The 16,080-nt window shown below is 73.0% G+C and carries 12 protein-coding genes; all 12 read left to right on the forward strand.

Annotated elements, in window-relative coordinates; genetic code table 11:
- The first annotated feature begins 91 nt into the window (after positions 1-91).
- The 12 genes from carA to B207_RS0105900 all read left to right on the forward strand — a co-directional run bounded on the left by carA (position 92) and on the right by B207_RS0105900 (position 16,079).
- The gene (carA, locus tag B207_RS0105840) at positions 92-1,279 is read left to right on the forward strand and encodes a glutamine-hydrolyzing carbamoyl-phosphate synthase small subunit (protein WP_026310726.1); all 1,188 of its coding nucleotides are present in this window, start codon (positions 92-94) and stop codon (positions 1,277-1,279) included.
- Positions 1,279-4,602 (forward strand): carbamoyl-phosphate synthase large subunit, encoded by a 3,324-nt coding sequence (gene carB / locus B207_RS0105845; RefSeq protein ID WP_018635592.1) that lies wholly within the window; start codon positions 1,279-1,281, stop codon positions 4,600-4,602. Before carA ends, carB begins: the two co-directional genes overlap by 1 nt.
- Before the next feature lie 13 nt (positions 4,603-4,615).
- Complete coding sequence (gene pyrF, locus B207_RS0105850; RefSeq protein WP_018635593.1) at positions 4,616-5,542, forward strand: orotidine-5'-phosphate decarboxylase; 927 nt, start codon at positions 4,616-4,618, stop codon at positions 5,540-5,542.
- 245 nt (positions 5,543-5,787) lie between these two features.
- Positions 5,788-6,108, forward strand: coding sequence for an integration host factor, actinobacterial type (mihF, locus tag B207_RS0105855; protein WP_006540116.1), 321 nt, complete (start codon positions 5,788-5,790; stop codon positions 6,106-6,108).
- A 471-nt stretch (positions 6,109-6,579) separates the two neighbouring features.
- Positions 6,580-7,122: a guanylate kinase gene (gene gmk / locus B207_RS0105860; RefSeq protein ID WP_018635594.1), complete on the forward strand. Its 543-nt coding sequence runs from the start codon at positions 6,580-6,582 to the stop codon at positions 7,120-7,122.
- An 85-nt stretch (positions 7,123-7,207) separates the two neighbouring features.
- On the forward strand, positions 7,208-7,492 hold the full coding sequence (gene rpoZ, locus B207_RS0105865) for a DNA-directed RNA polymerase subunit omega (RefSeq protein WP_018503033.1): 285 nt from the start codon (positions 7,208-7,210) through the stop codon (positions 7,490-7,492).
- A 158-nt stretch (positions 7,493-7,650) separates the two neighbouring features.
- Positions 7,651-8,922 (forward strand): bifunctional phosphopantothenoylcysteine decarboxylase/phosphopantothenate--cysteine ligase CoaBC, encoded by a 1,272-nt coding sequence (gene coaBC / locus B207_RS32710; RefSeq protein ID WP_018635595.1) that lies wholly within the window; start codon positions 7,651-7,653, stop codon positions 8,920-8,922.
- A gap of 51 nt (positions 8,923-8,973) precedes the next feature.
- Positions 8,974-10,167 (forward strand): methionine adenosyltransferase, encoded by a 1,194-nt coding sequence (metK, locus tag B207_RS0105875; protein ID WP_018635596.1) that lies wholly within the window; start codon positions 8,974-8,976, stop codon positions 10,165-10,167.
- Between the two features lie 261 nt (positions 10,168-10,428).
- Complete coding sequence (locus B207_RS0105880; protein ID WP_018635597.1) at positions 10,429-12,768, forward strand: primosomal protein N'; 2,340 nt, start codon at positions 10,429-10,431, stop codon at positions 12,766-12,768.
- 109 nt (positions 12,769-12,877) lie between these two features.
- Positions 12,878-13,429, forward strand: a complete 552-nt coding sequence (def, locus tag B207_RS0105885) for a peptide deformylase (protein ID WP_026310728.1) — start codon at positions 12,878-12,880, stop codon at positions 13,427-13,429.
- A 185-nt stretch (positions 13,430-13,614) separates the two neighbouring features.
- Positions 13,615-14,580 (forward strand): methionyl-tRNA formyltransferase, encoded by a 966-nt coding sequence (gene fmt, locus B207_RS0105895; protein ID WP_018635600.1) that lies wholly within the window; start codon positions 13,615-13,617, stop codon positions 14,578-14,580.
- Positions 14,577-16,079, forward strand: coding sequence for an RsmB/NOP family class I SAM-dependent RNA methyltransferase (locus B207_RS0105900; protein ID WP_018635601.1), 1,503 nt, complete (start codon positions 14,577-14,579; stop codon positions 16,077-16,079). Before fmt ends, B207_RS0105900 begins: the two co-directional genes overlap by 4 nt.
- Position 16,080 lies beyond the last annotated feature (1 nt).

A 16,080-nucleotide genomic window follows, 5' to 3' on the forward strand; every position in this document is an offset into this window, starting at 1 on the left:
GGCGAGACAGTGGGGCCGGGCCGATGGCCAGGCCCGGCAGGCACCTGGCGGACGGCCAGGCGGCAGGGATCATCAGGGTGGGAGTGGGCCGGTGAGCGGCTTGGACAGGCAGCCTGCGCCGCTGGAGCACGAGCGGCCGGGGCCGGGCGCGCCCCGGCGGGCGGTGCTCATGCTGGAGGACGGCAGGAGCTTCGCGGGTGAGGCGTTCGGGTCGGTCGGCGAGGCTTTCGGCGAGGCTGTCTTCTCAACCGGGATGACCGGCTACCAGGAGACGATCACCGATCCGTCGTACCACCGACAGATCGTGATCATGACGGCGCCGCACATCGGCAACACCGGTGTGAACGACACCGACTACGAGTCGGAGCGCATCCAGGTGTCCGGCTTCGTGGTGCGTGACCCGAGCCGGATCGCGTCGAACTGGCGGGCCCAGCGCACCCTCGACGAGGAGCTGGAGAACGCCGGCGTCGTCGGCATCAGCGGGCTCGACACCCGTGCGCTCACCCGGCACCTGCGTGAGCGCGGGGCGATGCGGTGCGGGATCAGCAGCGCCGACACGGATCTGGACTCGTTGCTCGAGCGGGTGCAGGCGTCACCCGGCATGGTCGGTGCTGACCTGGCACCCGAGGTCAGCACGGCCGAGCCGTATGTCGTCGAGGCGCGGTCCGGGCTGCCGGTCTACCGGGTCGCGGCGCTCGACCTGGGCATCAAGCGGAACACACCGCTGTCCATGGCGGAGCTCGGCTGTGAGGTGCACGTACTGCCGGCCCGCAGCACCGCCGCGGACCTGCTGGCCCTCGCGCCGGACGGTGTCTTCCTCTCCAACGGGCCGGGCGACCCGGCGAGCGCCGACTACGCGGTGGAGACGCTGACCGGTGTGCTCGACGCGGGTGTCCCGGTCTTCGGGATCTGCTTCGGCAACCAGGTGCTCGCCCGCACGCTGGGCTTCGAGACCTACAAGCTGACCTACGGGCACCGGGGCATCAACCAGCCGGTCGCCGACACCCGGTCCGGCCGGATCGCGGTGACCAGCCACAACCACGGCTTCGCGGTCCGCGCACCGCTGACCGGTCTCAGCGACACGCCCTACGGGCGGGTCGCGGTGAGCCATGTCGCTCTCAACGACGACGTGGTCGAGGGGCTGACCTGCCTGGACGTACCGGCGTTCAGTGTCCAGTTCCATCCCGAGGCGGCGCCTGGCCCGCACGACGCCCAGGGACTGTTCGACCGGTTCTGTGGCCTGATGGCGGCCAACCGGCAGATGCGGGGGGACGGCTGATGCCCAGGCGCGAGGACCTGCGGTCCGTGCTGGTGATCGGGTCGGGGCCGATCGTCATCGGCCAGGCGTGCGAGTTCGACTACTCCGGTACCCAGGCCTGCCGGGTGCTGCGGGCCGAGGGCCTGCGGGTGATCCTGGTCAACAGCAACCCCGCGACGATCATGACTGATCCGGAGATCGCCGACGCTACCTACGTCGAGCCGATCACGCCCGAGATCGTCACAAAGATCATCGAGCGGGAGCGGCCGGACGCCATCCTGGCGACCATGGGCGGCCAGACCGCGCTGAACACCGCGGTCGCGCTGCATGACGCCGGGGTGCTGGAGCGTTTCGGCGTGCGCCTGATCGGCGCGAACATCGACGCCATCCGCTCCGGTGAGGACCGGCAGGCGTTCAAGGACATCGTCGCCTCGGTGGACGGCGAGACCGCGCGCAGCGCGATCTGCACCACGGTCGAGGCCTGCCTGGCCGCGGCCGAGGAGTTCTTGTACCCGGTCGTGGTCCGGCCGAGCTACACCCTCGGCGGCGCCGGCAGCGGCTTCGCGCACGACGTCGACGAACTGCGGCGGATGGCCGCGGACGGCCTGGCGGCCAGCCCGTCCACCGAGGTGCTCGTCGAGGAGTCCGTGCTCGGCTGGAAGGAGTTCGAGCTCGAGCTCATGCGCGACCGTGCCGACAACGTGGTCGTGGTCTGCTCGATCGAGAACATCGACCCGATGGGCGTGCACACCGGCGACTCGGTGACCGTCGCCCCGGCGATGACGCTGACCGACCGCGAGTACCAGCGGATGCGCGACATGTCGATCGCGGTCATGCGCGCCGTCGGCGTGGACGCCGGCGGCTGCAACATCCAGTTCGCGGTCGACCCGGCCACCGGGCGCCAGGTCGTGATCGAGATGAACCCGCGGGTCTCCCGGTCCTCCGCGCTGGCGTCCAAGGCGACGGGTTTCCCCATCGCCAAGATCTCGGCGAAGCTGGCGCTGGGCTACACCCTGGACGAGATTCCCAACGACATCACCCGAACCACCCCGGCGGCCTTCGAGCCGACCCTCGACTACGTGGTCGTGAAGGTGCCGCGCTTCGCCTTCGAGAAGTTCCCCGGGGCGGACACGACACTGACCACGACGATGAAGTCCGTCGGCGAGGCGATGGGGGTCGGCCGCAGCTTCGCCGAGGCGCTGCAGAAGGCGCTGCGGTCGATGGAACAGGCCGACCTCGCGTTCACCTTCACCCCGTCGGTGGCCGGCGCCGACGAGTTGCTCGCCGCGGCCCGCGTGCCGCACGACGGGCGGCTGCGCACGGTCCAGCAGGCGCTGCTGGCCGGTGCCGAGCCCGCCGCGGTCACCGCCCAGACCGGCATCGACCCGTGGTTCGTGGACCAGATCGTCTTCCTCAACGAGATCGCCGCCTCGGTGACGCGCAGTCCGGAGGGGATCCGCCGCGCCAAGCGGGCCGGGTTCTCCGACGCCCAGCTCGCGGACATCCTCGGCACGAAGGAGGACGTCGTCCGGTCGTTCCGCCACCGGGCGGGCATCCGTCCCGTCTACAAGACGGTCGACACCTGCGGCGCCGAGTTCGCCTCGGAGACCCCGTACCACTACTCGTCCTATGACACCGAGACCGAGGTCGCGCCCAGCGACCGCCCGCGGGTGATCGTGCTGGGCAGCGGCCCGAACCGGATCGGTCAGGGCATCGAGTTCGACTACGCCTGCTGCCACGCGGTGATGGCGCTCTCCGCCGCCGGCTACGAGGCGGTGATGGTCAACTGCAACCCGGAGACCGTCTCGACCGACTACGACACCGCGGACCGGCTGTACGTCGAGCCGCTGACCGTCGAGGACGTCCTGGAGGTCGTGCACGCCGAGTCGCAGGCCGGGCCGCTGGCCGGGGTGATCGTCTCGCTGGGCGGGCAGACCCCGCTGGGTATCGCCGCCGCGCTCGCCGACGCCGGCGTCCCGGTCGTCGGCACCCCGCCGAAGGCGATCCACCTCGCCGAGGACCGTGGGCAGTTCGGCCAGGTCCTGGAGGCGGCGAACCTGCCCTCGCCACCGCACGGCGTGGCCACGTCGTACGCCGAGGCCCGGACGGTCGCCGAGCGGATCGGCTATCCGGTGCTGGTGCGGCCGTCCTACGTGCTGGGCGGGCGCGGCATGGAGATCGTCTACGACGACGCGATGCTGCGCGACTACATCGAACGGGCGACCAAGATCTCGCCCGAGCACCCGGTCCTGGTCGACCGCTTCCTCGACGACGCGATCGAGATCGATGTCGACGCCCTGTACGACGGATCGGAGCTCTACCTCGCCGGCGTGATGGAGCACATCGAGGAGGCCGGCGTGCACTCCGGTGACTCCGCCTGCGCGCTGCCGCCGATCACCCTCGGGCGCTCCGAGCTGGACCGGATCCGCGAGTCGACCCGCCTGATCGCCGAGGGCGTTGGCGTGCGCGGCCTGCTCAACGTCCAGTACGCACTGCAGTCGGACGTCCTGTACGTCCTGGAGGCCAACCCGCGGGCCTCGCGCACCGTGCCGTTCGTCTCGAAGGCGACGGCGGTGCCGCTGGCGAAGGCCGCGGCCCGGGTGATGCTCGGCGCCACCGTGCCCGAGCTGCGAGCCGAGGGCCTGCTGCCGGCCTACGGTGACGGCGGGACGCTGCCGCTGGACTCGCACATCTCCGTGAAGGAGGCGGTGCTGCCCTTCGGCCGGTTCCGTGATGCCGGCGGCCGCGGTGTGGACACCGTGCTCGGCCCGGAGATGCGGTCCACCGGTGAGGTGATGGGGATCGACGACGCCTTCGGTACGGCCTACGCCAAGTCGCAGTCGGCTGCCTATGCCTCGCTGCCGACGTTCGGACGGGTCTTCGTGTCCGTCGCAAACCGCGACAAGCGTGCGATGATCTTCCCGATCAAACGCCTGGCGGATCTCGGGTTCGTTGTCTACGCGACAGCCGGGACGGCCGACGTCCTCCGGCGCAACGGGGTCAAGGCTGTGGTCCTGGGCAAGCATCGGGCTCCCAGCGATAACCTCGTCGACTGCGTTGAAATGATCATGTCTGGTCAGATCGATCTGGTCATCAACACCCCGTGGGGTGTCGGGCCGCGGCTGGACGGCTACGAGATCCGTACCGCCTGCGTCAGCGCCGGGGTGCCCTGCATCACGACGATCCAGGCGGCCGGGGCGTGCGTGCAGGGTATCGAGTCCCTGGTCCGGGGTGAACTCGGGGTGCGGCCGCTGCAGGAGTACCACACGGCACTTCGGTCGGCCTGGGGCTCCGTGCCCGAGGACCCGTCCGGAGCGACGGCGGCGACCGCGTCGGAGCGGTGAGGATGGCGTCCCGATGACCGCGTCGACACCCGGCGGGCCGACACCCGGCGGGCCGACACCCGGCGGGCCGGCTGGGCTGCCTGCGGCGGCAGCGCAGCCCGCCACCGCCACCACTTCCGGGCTGCTGTCCGGCCCGGCGGAGCGCCCGTGGGTGCCGCCGGCCGGCCGGCCGGCGATCGCTGTCGCACTGGACGCCCCCGACGGTGCGACAGCGCTGCGGTGGGCACGCGCGGTCGCGCCGCACGCCGCCGTCCTGAAGATCGGGCTGGAACTGTTCCTCCGTGCGGGTGCCGCGGTGGTGACTGCGCTGCGTGACGAAGGACTGCTCGCGCCGGGTGGCCGCCCGGCCGTCGGAGTGCCCTCGAACCTGACATTTTCCCTCACTGACGGTGACGGGAACAGCAGGGTGGCGCCCGAGCTCTTCCTGGATCTCAAGCTCCACGACATCCCGGCGACGGTGGCCGGCGGGATGCGGTCGCTGGCCCTCCTCGGGCCCCGTTTCGTGACGGTGCACGCCGCCGGTGGTGCGGCGATGGTGCGTGCCGCCGTCGACGCGGCGCCCGAGGTTCACGTCACCGCGGTCACGGTTCTGACCTCTCTCGACGATCGCGCGCTCGCCGCGACCGGGCTGTCCGGGTCGCCGTCGGACGCCGTCCGCAGGCTCGCCGTGCTCGCTGTGGAGGCTGGCGCGAGGGCGATCGTCTGCAGCCCGAAAGAGGTCTCCATGGTCCGCGCAGAGCTCGGCGAAACTGTGACTCTCATCACACCTGGGGTGCGTCCAGGGGGTGCGGAGCGGGCCGATCAGGCCCGAGTCGCCACCCCGGAACGGGCACTCTCGGACGGTTCGGATCTTCTCGTCATCGGTCGCCCGATCACCTCCGCGGCCGATCCGGCCGTGGCCGCCGCCACACTCGCCGCCAGGGTTACTCCACTCCGGTAGGCCGTTGACCTGCGAAAACGCCAGTAGGTGCAGGTCCGGGGCACTCTTGGTGTCCGCGGGCCGGTACGGTGGGGCCGCCAAGGACCGAATGCGTCCGGCGCATGCGACGCAGGTCATTCATCCAGTCAAAGGCTGTGTCTTGTGGGGACAATGCTTCGTGACCCCGTGATGCGGCTCGGCTGGACCGAGGAGCCTCTTCCTCGCTAGTTTGCGCGGCGCGATCACCACATTGAGGAGGCGTACCCGTGACCCTGCCGCCCCTGACGCCCGAGCAGAGGGCCGCCGCCCTCGAGAAAGCTGCGCTGGCTCGTAAGCAGCGCGCCGAACTCAAGGAGCGGTTGAAGAAGGGGGAGATCAGTCTTGCCGCCGTTCTCGAGCTGGCGGATGGCGATGAGGTCGTCGGCAAGATGAAGGTTTCCGCGGTTCTGGAGTCGCTTCCCGGAGTGGGCCGTGTTCGGGCCCAGAAGATCCGGGAGCGACTTGGTATCAGCCCGACCCGCCGTCTGCGCGGGCTCGGGGCCAAGCAGCGTGCCGCACTCCTGGAGGAGTTCGGTGCCGGAGCCTGAGTGAGGCGGGAGCGTTACGTGACGCATAGCCGTTGCCGGGATCACCGGTAACGGCCCGTGACGGGAGTCGCCTGAAGGTGTTGATGCCGCGAGGTGTCGACACGTTCCGGTGCCGTGACCGTTCATTGCGTCGCCGAATCGCTTCGGTCACTCAATCGCCGGCCGGATGCGACAAGTTCACATCGAATGCTGGGACCAAAGTCCCGGGCATGCCGATGGCGAACTGCATCCGTTTGGCGCGCGGTCGGGCGTCCTCCGTCGGACGGCCGGCCGGGATCCCATTGGGGTCCCGCATACCACCCAGGTGAGTGCGGGAACCCGTAGTTAGATGGCATCTTGATGACGATCCTCCGTTGACTGACGGCGGGACCGGCACGGATGCCGCGGCGCGCGGGACCGGCCGCGGTCGGGGGGCAGGCGCGCCCACGGCCGGACCTGCGCGGCTCCGCTGACGGGCTCTAAGGTGTCGCAATGGGACTGACCGTGTTGTCGGGGCCGTCCGGCGTCGGAAAGGGAACGATCGTCGCGGCCGTCCGTCGACTCCACCCCGAGGTCTGGGTGTCTGTCAGCGTGACCACGCGGGCGCCGCGCCCGGGCGAGACCGACGGCGTCGAGTACCACTTCGTCGATGCCGAGGAGTTCGCCCACATGGTCAAGGTGGGCGACTTCGTCGAGCACGCGATGTTCGCCGGGCACGCCTACGGCACGCCCCGGGGGCCGCTGGAGGAACGGGTCGCAGCAGGCGCGCCCTGCCTGCTGGAGATCGAGCTGCAGGGCGCACGCCAGGTCCGTTCGTCCATGCCGCAGGCCAGATTCGTCTTCCTGGCCCCGCCCACGTGGGACGAGCTTGTCCGCCGGCTCACCGGGCGGGGCACCGAGAGTGACGAGGTGATCCGGCGGCGCCTCGACCGGGCCCGGATCGAGCTGGCCGCCGAGACGGAGTTCGACGAGGTCATCGTCAATGACGATGTGACGGCCGCCGCGGCGAGGTTGGTACGCTTGATGACTGCGTGACCAGCAGGGCCCGGCCCGTGCCATCGGTACGGGCTGTTCATGGCGCGGCCGGCGCCGCGTCACCGCCCCACCCCGGAAGGACACCGTGTCCGGTACCGTCGCCCAGCCTGAGGGCATCACCAACCCGCCGATCGACGAGCTGCTCGAGGCCACCGACTCCAAGTACAGCCTCGTCATCTACGCAGCCAAGCGGGCGCGCCAGATCAACGCCTACTACTCCCAGCTGGGCGAGGGCCTCCTGGAGTACGTCGGCCCGCTGGTCGAGACGACGAGCGCCCAGGAGAAGCCGCTGTCGATCGCGCTCCGCGAGATCAACTCCGGTCTCCTCACCCACGAGACCATCACCGATCCGCTGCCCCCGGTCTCCTGAGCCGGCCGGCCCGCGGGTGTTTCGCGTGACGCGCGGTGCCGGGGCTGCCGGGGCGCGGGCGGTCGCCCTCGATGGGTGACGACGCGAGCGGCCCGGGCCCGGCGGCGCCACGTCCGGCGCCACGTCCGGCAGCACCACCGGTGGCGCAGGTGCCACCGGTGGCCGGGCCCGTCCGTCGGCCCCGGGTCGTCCTCGGGGTGTCGGGGGGCATCGCCTCGTACAAGGCCGTCGAGGTCCTGCGGCAGCTCACCGAGACCGGCCACCAGGTCCGGGTCGTGCCGACCGCGGCCGCGCTGCGGTTCGTCGGTGAGGTGACCTGGGCGGCGCTGTCGGGTCAGCCGGTGGCCACCGACCTGTTCACCGACGCGGAGGATGTGGCCCACGTCCGGATCGGCCGGGAGGCCGACCTCGTCCTGGTCGTGCCGGCCACCGCGGACCTGATGGCCCGGGCCGCTGCCGGCCGCGCCGACGATCTGCTCACCGGCACCCTGCTCACCGCCACCTGCCCGGTGGTCTTCGCACCGGCCATGCACACCGAGATGTGGCTGCATCCGGCGACCCGGGCGAACGTCGCGCTGCTGCGGGAGCGGGGCGCGGTCGTCGTGGAGCCGGCCGTCGGGCGGCTCACCGGCGCCGACTCCGGCCCGGGCCGGCTGCCCGAGCCCGTCGAGATCGCGGCGGTCGCCCGGGCGGTGCTGGCCCGGGGGAGCGAAGGAGTGCGGCCGGATCTCGCCGGCCGGCACGTGCTGGTCACCGCGGGCGGCACCCGCGAGTACCTCGACCCGGTCCGCTTCCTGGGCAACGCGTCCAGCGGGCGGCAGGGCTACGCGCTGGCCCGGGCCGCCGTGGCCCGCGGGGCCGCGGTCACCCTCGTCGCGGCCAACGTCGCGCTCCCGGACGTCGCGGGCGCGGCCATCCTGCGGGTGGGTTCCGCCGCCGAGCTCCGGGCCGCCGTGCACGAGCGGGCTCCCACCGCCGACGTGGTGATCATGGCGGCGGCGGTGGCGGACTTCCGGCCGGAGACGAAACATCAGTACAAGATCAAAAAAGAGTCCGGTGTCCCGGAGAGCATCCCGCTGGCCAGGAATCCCGATGTTCTCGCCGAGCTCGTCGGAAGCCGCCGGCCCGGCCAGGTGCTGGTGGGCTTCGCCGCCGAGACCGGCGGCCCCGACGCCGGGGTGCTGGACCTGGCCCGGGCGAAGCTGGCCCGCAAGCCGGTGGATCTGTTGGTGGTCAACCAGGTGGGCGCCGGGCTCGGGTTCGAGGTGGAGCAGAACAGCGCGGTGCTCCTCGACCGGGCGGGTGACGCCACCGAGATTCCGCTGATGAGCAAGGACCTCCTCGCGCACCGGGTACTCGACCAGGTGGCCGGCATCCTCGCAGCTCCCGGCCGAATGAGTGGTCCGGGCGGTGCATCGCGCACTGAGTGAGGCTCGGTAAACTGCGTCGGTATCAGTCCTGATCTCCCAGGGGGTAGTCCAGTGGCGACGCGCCTTTTCACGTCCGAGTCCGTCACGGAGGGGCACCCGGACAAGATCGCTGACCAGATCAGCGATTCCATTCTCGATGCGATGCTCAAGGACGACCCGAAGAGCCGGGTCGCCGTGGAGACACTGATCACCACCGGCCAGGTGCACGTCGCCGGTGAGGTGACCACCAAGACCTACGTCGACATCGCCTCGGTGGTCCGGGAGCGGATCCTGGAGATCGGCTACGACTCCTCGAAGAAGGGCTTCGACGGCGCGTCCTGCGGCGTGAGCGTCTCCATCGGCGCCCAGTCGCCCGACATCGCCCAGGGTGTCGACACGGCGCACGAGGCCCGCGTCGAGGGCACCGAGGACGACCTCGACCGCCAGGGCGCCGGTGACCAGGGCCTGATGTTCGGTTTCGCCTGTGACGAGACCCCGGAACTGATGCCGCTGCCGATCGCGCTGGCGCACCGCCTCGCCCGTCGGCTGTCCGCCGTCCGCAAGGACGGGCAGGTCGGCTACCTGCGGCCGGACGGCAAGACCCAGGTCACCATCGAGTACGACGACGGCAAGCCGGTCCGGCTCGACACCGTCGTGGTCTCCTCGCAGCACGCGGCCGACATCGACCTCGACACGCTGCTCGCGCCCGACGTGGCCGAGTACGTCGTCGAGCCCGAGCTGGCTCTGCTCGAGATCTCCACCGAGGGCCGCCGCCTGCTGGTGAACCCGACCGGCCGGTTCGAGATCGGTGGCCCGATGGGTGACGCCGGCCTCACCGGGCGCAAGATCATCGTCGACACCTACGGCGGCTACGCCCGGCACGGCGGCGGCGCCTTCTCCGGCAAGGACCCGTCCAAGGTCGACCGCTCGGCCGCCTACGCGATGCGCTGGGTCGCGAAGAACGTCGTGGCCGCTGGCCTGGCCAGCCGGTGTGAGGTGCAGGTCGCCTACGCGATCGGGAAGGCGCACCCGGTGGGCCTCTTCGTGGAGACCTTCGGGACGGGCACGGTGCCCGACGCCCAGATCCAGGACGCCGTGACCCAGGTCTTCGACCTCCGTCCGGCCGCGATCGTGCGCGACCTCGACCTGCTGCGCCCGATCTACGCGCAGACGGCGGCGTACGGGCACTTCGGCCGTCCCGAGCTCGACTTCACCTGGGAGTCCACCTCCCGCGCGGATTCCCTCGCGGCGGCTGTCCGGGGCTGAGCCCGGCACCACCCGTCGCACGTCCCCCCGGGGCCGGCTGCCCGAGCCAGCCCCGGGGGGAGCGACACACCAGCGGTCGCTCTGCCATCCCGGACAGCACACGAGACGCCTCGCATCCTGTCCGGGATGGCAGAGCGACCGCTGTCGTTGTGACGTCGGGCGGAGACGGCCGGCGATGCTCCGTGGCCGTTCGGTGATCCGCCGCGAGGCGGGGCGCCACCGCGAGGCGGAACGGACGGCGGCGGCTGGTACGAATGCGGCATGGACGACGGGAGCACGGTGATCCCGGGCCTCGACGACGACAGCGTCGGCATCGGCGCCAGAAGCAGCGCAGGCAGCGCAGGCAGCGGAACCGGTGAGGCCGCGAAGTCCGGGCGCGGTGGGCGCACGCGGGCGGCCGGCACCCGCAGACCAGGAGCCGCGGTCATGGCGGACGAGCTTCCGGTCGCCCGGGTCGTGATCGACACCCCTCTCGTCCATCTCGACCGGCCGTTCGACTACCTGGTGCCGGTCGGCATGGCCGACGACGTCGTCGCCGGCTCGCGGGTCCGGGTCCGGTTCTCCGGTCGCCTGGTGGACGGCATCGTGCTGGAGCGGGCCGCGAGCTCGGATCATGACGGGCGCCTCGCACCGCTGGCCCGGGCGGTGTCCGGGGAGTCCGTCCTCTCCGAGCCGGTCGCGCGGCTGGCCCGCGCCGTGGCCGACCGTTATGCCGGAACCATGGCCGACGTGCTGCGCCTGGCGGTCCCGCCGCGCCACGCCCGTGCCGAGGCGGCGCCGCCGGGGAGGGGCGGAGACGTCGAGCCCGCTGCTCAGCCCCGCCCCGTGGGCGGGGCCCCCGCCGAGGGGGGCGAGCCCGGCCCGTCGGACCGGGCTGACGGGGGTGACCCGGTCGATCAGGGTGCGGGGGTCTGGTCGACCTGCGCTGACGGGCCCGCCTTCCTGGCCGCGCTCGCCGGCGGCGGGGCGCCTCGCGCGGTCTGGTGGGCGCCCCCCGGCCCGTCCTGGCCAGCGATGATCGCTCGCGCCGTCGCGGCGGCGGCGGCGTCGGGCCGAGGCGCGCTCGTGGTGGTGCCCGACCACCGGGATGTGGACCGGGTCGGCGCGGCCCTGGCGTCCGTGCCGGCCGGCCGGGCGGTGCCGCCCCTGCTCCTGCGGGCCGACCTCGGCCCCGAGGAGCGGTACCGGCGGTTCCTTGCCGTCCGCCGCGGTCAGGCCCCGGTGGTGGTGGGCACGCGGGCGGCCGTCTTCGCCCCCGTCGAAAGGCTCGGGCTCGTGGTGGTGTGGGATGACGGCGACGATCTGCATGCGGAGCTGAGGGCGCCCTACCCGCACACCCGTGACGTGGCGGTCCTGCGGGCCCGGACGGAGCGCTGCGCGGTCCTGATCGGTGGGTTCTCGCCGTCGGTGGAGGCGGAGGCGCTCGTCCGGGTCGGGTGGGCCGGCCGTCTCGCCCCCACCCGGGAGGCTGTGCGCGGGCTCGCGCCGCGGGTGGAGCCGGTCGGTTCCGACTTCGAGGCATCGATCGATCCGGCCGCCAGGGCGGCACGGCTGCCCTCGCTCGCTGTCCGCGCCGCGCGGGCTGCCCTGACGGCCGGCGAGCCGGTGCTGGTCCAGGTACCCCGGCGGGGTTACCACCCGTCGATCGCCTGCGCCCGGTGCCGTCGTCCGGCGCGTTGCCGTGCCTGTTCCGGGCCGCTCGGTCGCACCTCGGCCGCGGCGGCGCTGGCCTGCCGCTGGTGCGGCCGGCCGGTGCCCCGCCCGGTGGACGCCCCCGGCCGGGGCGGGGGGGAGGCCACCGGCTGGCACTGCGCCACCTGTGGCGGCAACCAGCTGCGGGCGTCCGTGACCGGTGACCGCCGGACGGCCGAGGAACTGGGCCGGGCCTTCCCCGGAGTGCCCGTGCGTACCTCCGGGCGGGACGCCGTGCTGGCCACGGTCCCCGCGGAGCCGGCGCTCGTCATCTCGACGCCCGGTGCCGAGCCGGTCGCCGACGGAGGGTACGGGGCAGTGCTGCTTCTCGACGGATGGGCACTGCTGGGGCGACCCGACCTGCGGGCTGGCGAGGAGACCCTGCGCCGGTGGCTGGCCGCGGCCGCGCTCGCCCGGCCCGGGCCGGGCGGCGGGCGGGTGGTGGTGGCGGCCGACATCGGGCTCGGGCCGGTCCAGGCCCTGGTCCGTTGGGATCCCGCGCTGTTCGTCGGGCGGGAGGCGGACGAGCGGGCCGAGCTCGGCTTTCCGCCGGCCAGCCGGGTCGCGGCGGTGGAGGGGACCCCTGCGGCGCTCGACGAGCTGCTCGCGGTCGCGACCCTGCCGGAGGGGGCCGAGGTGCTCGGCCCGGTACCGGTCCCCGCCCGCCCGTCCGCCCGTGACCGGGAGCCCGCCCGCGAGGGGGCGGCGGGCGGCCGCGCGCGGGCGGCGCGGAGCAGCTCGGGAGTCGGGATCGGTGCGCAGGAGCAGGAACCGGAGCGTCTGATCATCCGGGTCCGGCGGCAGCAGGGCGCCGAGCTGGCCCACGCACTGCGTGCCGCGCGGGGCGCGCTGGACGCCCGTCGCGCCGGCCGGGTGCGGGTTCAGCTCGACCCGCTGGCGATCGGCTGATCCGGCCGCCCTGCCGGTCGGGTTCCGCATCGCGCGCCGCGCCGTAGCATGGGTGTATCCGATCTCGCCGGGCCCGTGTCGGTCAGGTGACGACATTCTGGGAGTGGCCGTGTCTGTCCGTGACATCCGCCTCTTGGGGGATCCGGTGCTGCGCACGGTCGCCGACCCGGTGGCGACCTTCGACCGGGAGCTGCGCCGCCTCGTCGACGACCTCGCTGACACCATGCGCGAAGCGGGCGGTGTCGGGTTGGCCGCACCCCAGCTCGGGGTTTCCCTGCGTGTCTTCACCTACCTGGACGACTCCGACGAGGTGGGCCACCTGATCAATCCGGTGCTGGGGCCGTTCAGCGAGGACATGATGGACGGAGAGGAGGGATGTCTGTCCCTCCCCGGTCTGGCGTTCGAGCTGCGCCGCCCGGAGCGGGTGCTGGCTGTCGGCCAGAACGCCCACGGTGACCCGGTCACGGTGGAGGGCAGTGGCATCCTGTCCCGGTGCCTGCAACACGAGACCGATCACCTCGACGGGATCCTCTTCATCGATCGTCTCGACAGGGAGACGAAGCGGGCGGCGATGAAGGCGATCCGCGAGGCGGAATGGGCGAACGAGCCGAAGCCGACGGTGAAGGTCTCGCCGCACCCTCTGTTCGGCCGAGGGCGCTGAGCCGGAACAGCAAGATCGTCGCTCTGGCTCTCCTGGCGGCGATGGCGGGTGGTTCGGTGGTGGGCGCGGCTGTCGGCTCCACACTAGGGTCGGCCGCCAGTTCGATGATCGTGATGATGGTCGGAACGATCGGATCGGCAGCGGCGGATCCGGGCCGGGACCGGCGCTGAGGAGCTGCTGCATTCATGCGTCTTGTCTTCGCGGGTACTCCGGAGGTCGCCCTCCCGAGCCTGCGCGCTCTGCTGGACAACCCACGCCACCAGGTGGCGGCGGTGGTGACCCGGCCCGACCGGCCCGCGGGCCGGGGCCGGCACGTCCGTTCGTCGCCGGCCCGTGAGCTGGCCGCCGAGCAGGGCATCGAGGTGCTGGCGCCCGCACGCGCCGGTGATCCCGACTTCCTGGGCCGGCTCGGCGAGATCGCGCCGGACTGCTGCCCGGTCGTCGCGTTCGGCGCGCTGCTGCCCCCGTCGGCCCTCGACATCCCGAAACACGGCTGGGTGAACCTGCACTTCTCGCTGCTGCCCGCGTACCGGGGCGCGGCGCCGGTGCAGCGGGCGGTACTGGCCGGAGATGACATCACCGGCGCGAGCGTGTTCCAGATCGAGCCGTCTCTCGACTCCGGCCCGGTCTACGGGGTCCTCACGGAGCAGGTCCGCCCCACGGACACGTCGGGGGACCTGCTCGATCGGCTGGCGGTCGCCGGCGCGCGGCTGCTGGTGGCGGTGCTGGACGGCATCGAGGACGGCACCGTCGAGGCCCGCCCGCAGCCGTCCGACGGCGTCACCCTGGCGCCGAAGCTCAGCGTGGACGAGGTCCGCGTCGACTGGTCCGCACCGGCGCCGGCGGTCGACCGGCTGATCCGGGCGGCCACCCCCGCACCTGGCGCCTGGACGACCCTGCGCGGCAGGCGGGTGAAGCTCGGCCCCGTCCGGGTCGGGGCCGACCCGGTGGACCCGGTGGACCCGGTGGACTCTGCCAGGGTGTCGCTGCCGCCCGGGCGGATAACGGTGCCCGAGCGTGGCGTCGTCGCCGTGGGGACGGGCACCGGGCCGGTGCTCCTCGGCGAGGTCCGGCCGGAGGGCCGGGGCCCGATGGCCGCCGCCGACTGGATCCGCGGCCTGCGCCCGGCCGCGGACGAGGCGTTCGCGTGAGCGTGGCGACCCCCCGCCGTGGTGGGGCCGCGGACCCGGCCCGGTTGCTCGCCTGGGAGGTGCTGCGCGCGGTCGACGAGCGCGGTGCCTATGCGAACCTGATGCTGCCCGCGCTGATGGCGGGCCGGCGGCTCTCGTCCCGCGACCGCGGGCTGGCGACCGAGCTGACCTACGGCTCGCTCCGGGCGATGGGCACCCTGGACGGGGTGCTCGGCACGGTGACCAGCCGACCGGTCGACACGGTGGATCCCCCGGTCCGGGACGCGCTGCGCCTCGGCACCTACCAGCTGCTGTCGACGCGGGTGCCCGCCCGCGCGGCCGTCGCGTCCACCGTCGACCTGGTCCGGGCCACCTGCGGCGAGCGTCCCGTGCGGTTCGCGAACGCGGTGCTCCGGCGGGTGGCGGCGCGTATCGAGGAGACGGAGGGCGACATTGCCGTGCTCCTGTCCGCCCCCGATGTGAATGTCGACCCGGCCGGCCATCTCACGGTGGTCACCGCGCATCCACGCTGGATCGTCGACGTGGTGCTCGAAGCGCTCGGCGGCGACGCGGCGGCCGCGCGGGCGGCGCTGGTGGCGAACGACACCAGGCCGACCGTTCACCTGGTCGCCCGGCCTGGCCGGATCAGCGCCGACGAGCTCGTCGAGCAGGCGGCGGCGGTCGGCCTGCGAGCGCGCCGCAGTGTGTTCTCCCCGTATGCCGTCTATCTGGACGGCGGCGACCCCGGGGCGCTGCCGGCGGTCCGGGCGGGTGCGGCGGCCGTGCAGGACGAGGGCAGCCAGCTGGTCGCCCTGGCGCTCGCGGCGGTCCCGACCGTCGGCCGGCTCACCGGGCTGACGGTGGACCTGTGCGCCGGCCCCGGCGGCAAGGCCGCCCTGCTCGCGGGGGCCCTCGCTGCCGACCAGCCGCCTGCCTTCGGTCAGCCGCCTGCCGCCGACCAGCCGTCGCCGTCGCAACCCGGGCAGCCGCCACGAGCGGAGCGGCGCCCGCGGCTGCTCGCGCTCGAGCCGCGGGCGGCCCGGGCCGGCCTGGTCGAGGCGTCGCTGGCCGGGTTCCCCGACGCATGGACGGTTCGGGCGGACGGCCGGCTCCCTCCGGTCCGGCCCGGCACGGCCGACCGGGTGCTGGTGGATGTGCCCTGTTCCGGTCTCGGTGCGCTGCGCCGCCGGCCCGAGGCCCGGTGGCGACGCACGCCGGCCGACGTCGCGGCCCTGGTGCCGTTGCAGCGCCAGCTGCTCGTCGCCGCCCTGGACCTCGTGCGGCCGGGCGGTGTGGTCGCCTATGTGACCTGTTCGCCGCATCCTGAGGAGACGTCCGAGGTGGTGATGGCCGTGGTCCGTCAGCGGGCGGACATCGCGATCCTCGACGCCCGACGTTCGGAGGCCCTTGCCGGCGCCCTCGCCGGGACGTCCGCCGAAGGCCCGTTCGTCCAGCTGTGGCCGCACCTGCACGGTACGGACGCGATGTTCCTCGCGCTGCTGCGGCGCCGGAGCGATTGAA

The sequence above is a fragment of the Parafrankia elaeagni genome (genome assembly GCF_000374165.1).
In the GTDB taxonomy this organism is placed as follows: Bacteria; Actinomycetota; Actinomycetes; order Frankiales; family Frankiaceae; genus Parafrankia; species Parafrankia elaeagni.

Bases quoted from the DNA above. Each gene is read 5' to 3' on its own strand.
- gmk (WP_018635594.1), top strand. From the start codon at position 6,580: ATGGGACTGACCGTGTTGTCGGGGCCGTCCGGCGTCGGAAAGGGAACG.
- fmt (WP_018635600.1), top strand. From the start codon at position 13,615: ATGCGTCTTGTCTTCGCGGGTACTCCGGAGGTCGCCCTCCCGAGCCTG.
- pyrF (WP_018635593.1), top strand. From the start codon at position 4,616: ATGACCGCGTCGACACCCGGCGGGCCGACACCCGGCGGGCCGACACCC.
- carB (WP_018635592.1), top strand. From the start codon at position 1,279: ATGCCCAGGCGCGAGGACCTGCGGTCCGTGCTGGTGATCGGGTCGGGG.
- B207_RS0105880 (WP_018635597.1), top strand. From the start codon at position 10,429: ATGGACGACGGGAGCACGGTGATCCCGGGCCTCGACGACGACAGCGTC.